The 3,160-nt window shown below is 39.7% G+C and carries 5 protein-coding genes; 4 read left to right on the forward strand and 1 reads right to left on the reverse strand.

The window, feature by feature from the left end:
• Positions 1 to 326 (reverse strand): hypothetical protein (locus VGT41_04885; GenBank protein HEV2601610.1); only part of this gene is annotated, 326 nt, incomplete at its 3' end.
• A 160-nt stretch (positions 327 to 486) separates the two neighbouring features.
• Between VGT41_04885 and VGT41_04890 the strand changes: the two genes are divergently transcribed.
• From VGT41_04890 to VGT41_04905, 4 genes are read left to right on the forward strand one after another with little or no spacing between them, the layout of a single operon-like run.
• On the forward strand, positions 487 to 795 hold the full coding sequence (locus VGT41_04890; GenBank protein HEV2601611.1) for a YerC/YecD family TrpR-related protein: 309 nt from the start codon (positions 487 to 489) through the stop codon (positions 793 to 795).
• Complete coding sequence (locus VGT41_04895; GenBank protein HEV2601612.1) at positions 792 to 1,577, forward strand: transporter substrate-binding domain-containing protein; 786 nt, start codon at positions 792 to 794, stop codon at positions 1,575 to 1,577. Before VGT41_04890 ends, VGT41_04895 begins: the two co-directional genes overlap by 4 nt.
• Complete coding sequence (locus VGT41_04900; protein ID HEV2601613.1) at positions 1,574 to 2,221, forward strand: amino acid ABC transporter permease; 648 nt, start codon at positions 1,574 to 1,576, stop codon at positions 2,219 to 2,221. Before VGT41_04895 ends, VGT41_04900 begins: the two co-directional genes overlap by 4 nt.
• Positions 2,208 to 2,912, forward strand: a complete 705-nt coding sequence (locus VGT41_04905) for an ATP-binding cassette domain-containing protein (protein HEV2601614.1) — start codon at positions 2,208 to 2,210, stop codon at positions 2,910 to 2,912. Before VGT41_04900 ends, VGT41_04905 begins: the two co-directional genes overlap by 14 nt.
• Positions 2,913 to 3,160 lie beyond the last annotated feature (248 nt).

Below are 3,160 nucleotides of genomic sequence, written 5' to 3' on the forward strand. Positions count from 1 at the left end.
GCAGAATAAAATTTTTGATCGGTAGTGCACATCACATCGCACTCTTTACACCCATTGAACCAAAGCTTGAGATAGCAATTGGTGTCGATGGTAGCCCCTCTTTGTACTTTTTTTGCCTCCCATCTACCAGAATCAACATTGAAACTCAATACTGAATCTTTAAAAATAAAGCGTTTTGAAGCGACAACCGCTTGAGCAATTGTTTGCCATCCAAGTTTTTTTCCTAATCGCACCCATGTATCGGGCGCAAATCCTTCAGGAAAAGTAATAACAGAACAAAAACCGAATATTACAAAAATGATGTACGATCGCACTCGTATGTTCATTATGATGTCCCCTTTTTATCAATCAAGCTTCAAAACAAAAATTAGATAATCATAGTATGATTTTCAGAGTCAAGAAAATGGTACTACTTGACTTGGCAAGACCAGCGTTCTATTATAATAGCACGCTAGCATGACAGATCGTTCTTATAAAGGAATATCTATGAATAATAACGAGTTATCTACCGATCTATTTGAAGCACTCGCTCTACTCAACAAAGCAGAAGAAATAGAACGTTTCATAAAAGATCTCTGCACGCCGCAAGAAATTAAAGCACTTGCCGATAGATGGCGCGTATGCAAATTACTTCATCAAGACAAACTTTCATATCGCGAAATCCATGCCCAAACGGGAGTGAGTCTTGCTACCATCACGCGCGTTGCTCGATTTCTAAACACTGAACCACATCACGGATATAAATCCGTTCTTAAAAAAATAGAATCCATAACCTCAAACGGTGCTCCAGAATGAAAAACAATACCTATATTTTATTATGTATCATTGCTCTAGTTGCTATTGGCAGCTATTATTTTTACAACAAAAACACATCACCATCATCGTCCAATAATGATACATTAACGATTGGCACCGCAACGGGCTATGCACCGTGGGTGAGCATTAACCAACATGGTGAATATGAAGGTTTTGATATTGACGTTATGCATGCAATCGCCAACCAAATGCAAAAAAAACTGATCATTAAAGATCTTGGTTCCATGTCATCCCTATTCATTGCCCTTGAACAACAAAAAGTAGATGCAATTATGTGGGCAATATCAATCACCCAAGACAGACTCAACAAAGTCGCCATGATACATTATCACGGTGATGCTACAACATCATATCCACTTCTTTTTTGGGAGCGCATACCGGAAGGTATTACAACTATCAACGATATGACCGATAACACAGTAAGCGTCGAGCCAACCTCATCTCAAGATACTGTTTTGAGCAAATACTCTTTCATCAACAAACTAGCAACAGAAAAAGTGGATGATGCACTGCTGAATATACAGTATGGAAAAGCGAATGCAGCATTAGTCGAACCATCGATTGCACAAAAATTTAAACAAAAATTCCCACAAATACAGATCCTTGATGTGCCATTGGCTGCAGAAGATCAAGTTGCTGGTGTCGGTATTTGCATAAACAAAACTAATGCCAATCTCATTGAACAAGTCACCGCCGCTGTACAAACTTTAACTGAAAATGGCACTATCAAACAACTTGAAGAAAAATGGGCGATAGTATGACACAATATCTACCTCTGTTTTTAAAAGGGATGGCAGTCACCTGTGCTGCAACAGTACTTGCCGGATCAGTAAGTCTTGCCATTGGCACCCTTCTTGGTATTGCAAGTTGCAATCGTCTTACTCATCCAGCACTCTTTATTCCCATAAAAATATTCACGTTTATCGCAAAAGGGATACCTGCATATGTGCAGATTTTAATCGCGTACTTTATTGTTCCTTCGATTCTTAATATCGACATTCCTGCATTTTTTGCAGCATGTAGTGCTCTTGCATTTTGTTCCGCCGGTTACACCACGGAAATAATTCGCTCAGGGATTAATGCTGTACCAAACGGACAATGGGATGCCTGCATTACCTTAGGATATCCAGTAGCAGCAACAATAAAACGAATCATTGCACCGCAAGCATTGCGCGTTATCACTCCCGCACTATTTGGTGAGCTTGAACAACTCGTTAAAAGCAGCTCACTACTTGCCACTATCGGAGTAACTGAACTTACCCGCACTGGTATGAATATAATATCGCGCGAATTGAATCCAATTCCTGTGTATCTGGCAATCGCCGCTGCGTACTTACTCTTTTCTGCATTACTTACCCTTATCGCATTATATATGGAAAAAAGGCTCTCCCATGGTCGAAATTAAAAACCTTACCGTTGTTATCAAAAACCAAACACTTTTGGATGATGTTTCTTGTTCCCTTATACCCGGAAGAATTAGCTGCTTTATCGGAAAGAGCGGTGCAGGAAAAACAACATTGCTCAAATCATTAGTCAATTTAATGCCAATAACTTCGGGCACCATCAGTATCAATAACAAGCAACTTGCCGAATTAACCTACCAAAAAAAATCAGAAACCATCGGTTATGTGTTTCAAGACTTTAATCTTTTTAATAATTTAACCGTTTTAGAAAATTGCATTGATCCACTGCTCGTACATGGCATGCAATACAAGCAAGCAGAAGAGCGGGCTCTGCAAGAACTAAAAAAACGTGGCCTCGAAAACCACGTTCACAAATATCCAACTCAACTTTCTGGGGGACAACAACAACGCGCTGCAATCGCCCGTTCATTGTGCTTACAACCACAAATATTACTGCTTGATGAGCCAACCGCTTCGCTTGACCCTATCAACACACAAGAGCTGGTAACCACGCTGCAAGAACTTGCGGCACAAAATCTAATCATTGGCGTTTCCAGTCAGGACATGCATTTTGTACAAAAAATATTTGATCGTGTTTATTATTTGCAAGCAGGTACAATCATCGATTTTTGTGATGATATACAGAAAATAAATTATGTTCCAAATATTAAATCGTTTATAAACATTGCATAGTGGCGTATCCGAAAATTCTTGCCCTAGCTACAGACTAATTAAGAGCAAAAAATCCCGCGATCGTCGTCGCAAGCGCATGCGTGGCGATCCAGGTAATAAAACAAAAAATGATCTTGCAACAGTTTTGTAGACACAAGGAACCTAGAGTGGATTACCTCTGTCGCCGGTAAGGCGAGCTTCACCCTACTGCTCCTATAAGATATTTCTGTTCAAACTCATCCGGCGTTAGATAACCTAATGTTGAATGG

This window comes from Candidatus Babeliales bacterium (assembly GCA_035944115.1).
GTDB lineage: Bacteria > Babelota > Babeliae > Babelales > Vermiphilaceae > DASZBJ01.

What these genes read in the sequence shown, in the direction of transcription:
- VGT41_04890 (HEV2601611.1), top strand. Translation starts at nt 487, where the DNA reads ATGAATAATAACGAGTTATCTACCGATCTATTTGAAGCACTCGCTCTA.
- VGT41_04895 (HEV2601612.1), top strand. Translation starts at nt 792, where the DNA reads ATGAAAAACAATACCTATATTTTATTATGTATCATTGCTCTAGTTGCT.
- VGT41_04900 (HEV2601613.1), top strand. Translation starts at nt 1,574, where the DNA reads ATGACACAATATCTACCTCTGTTTTTAAAAGGGATGGCAGTCACCTGT.
- VGT41_04905 (HEV2601614.1), top strand. Translation starts at nt 2,208, where the DNA reads ATGGTCGAAATTAAAAACCTTACCGTTGTTATCAAAAACCAAACACTT.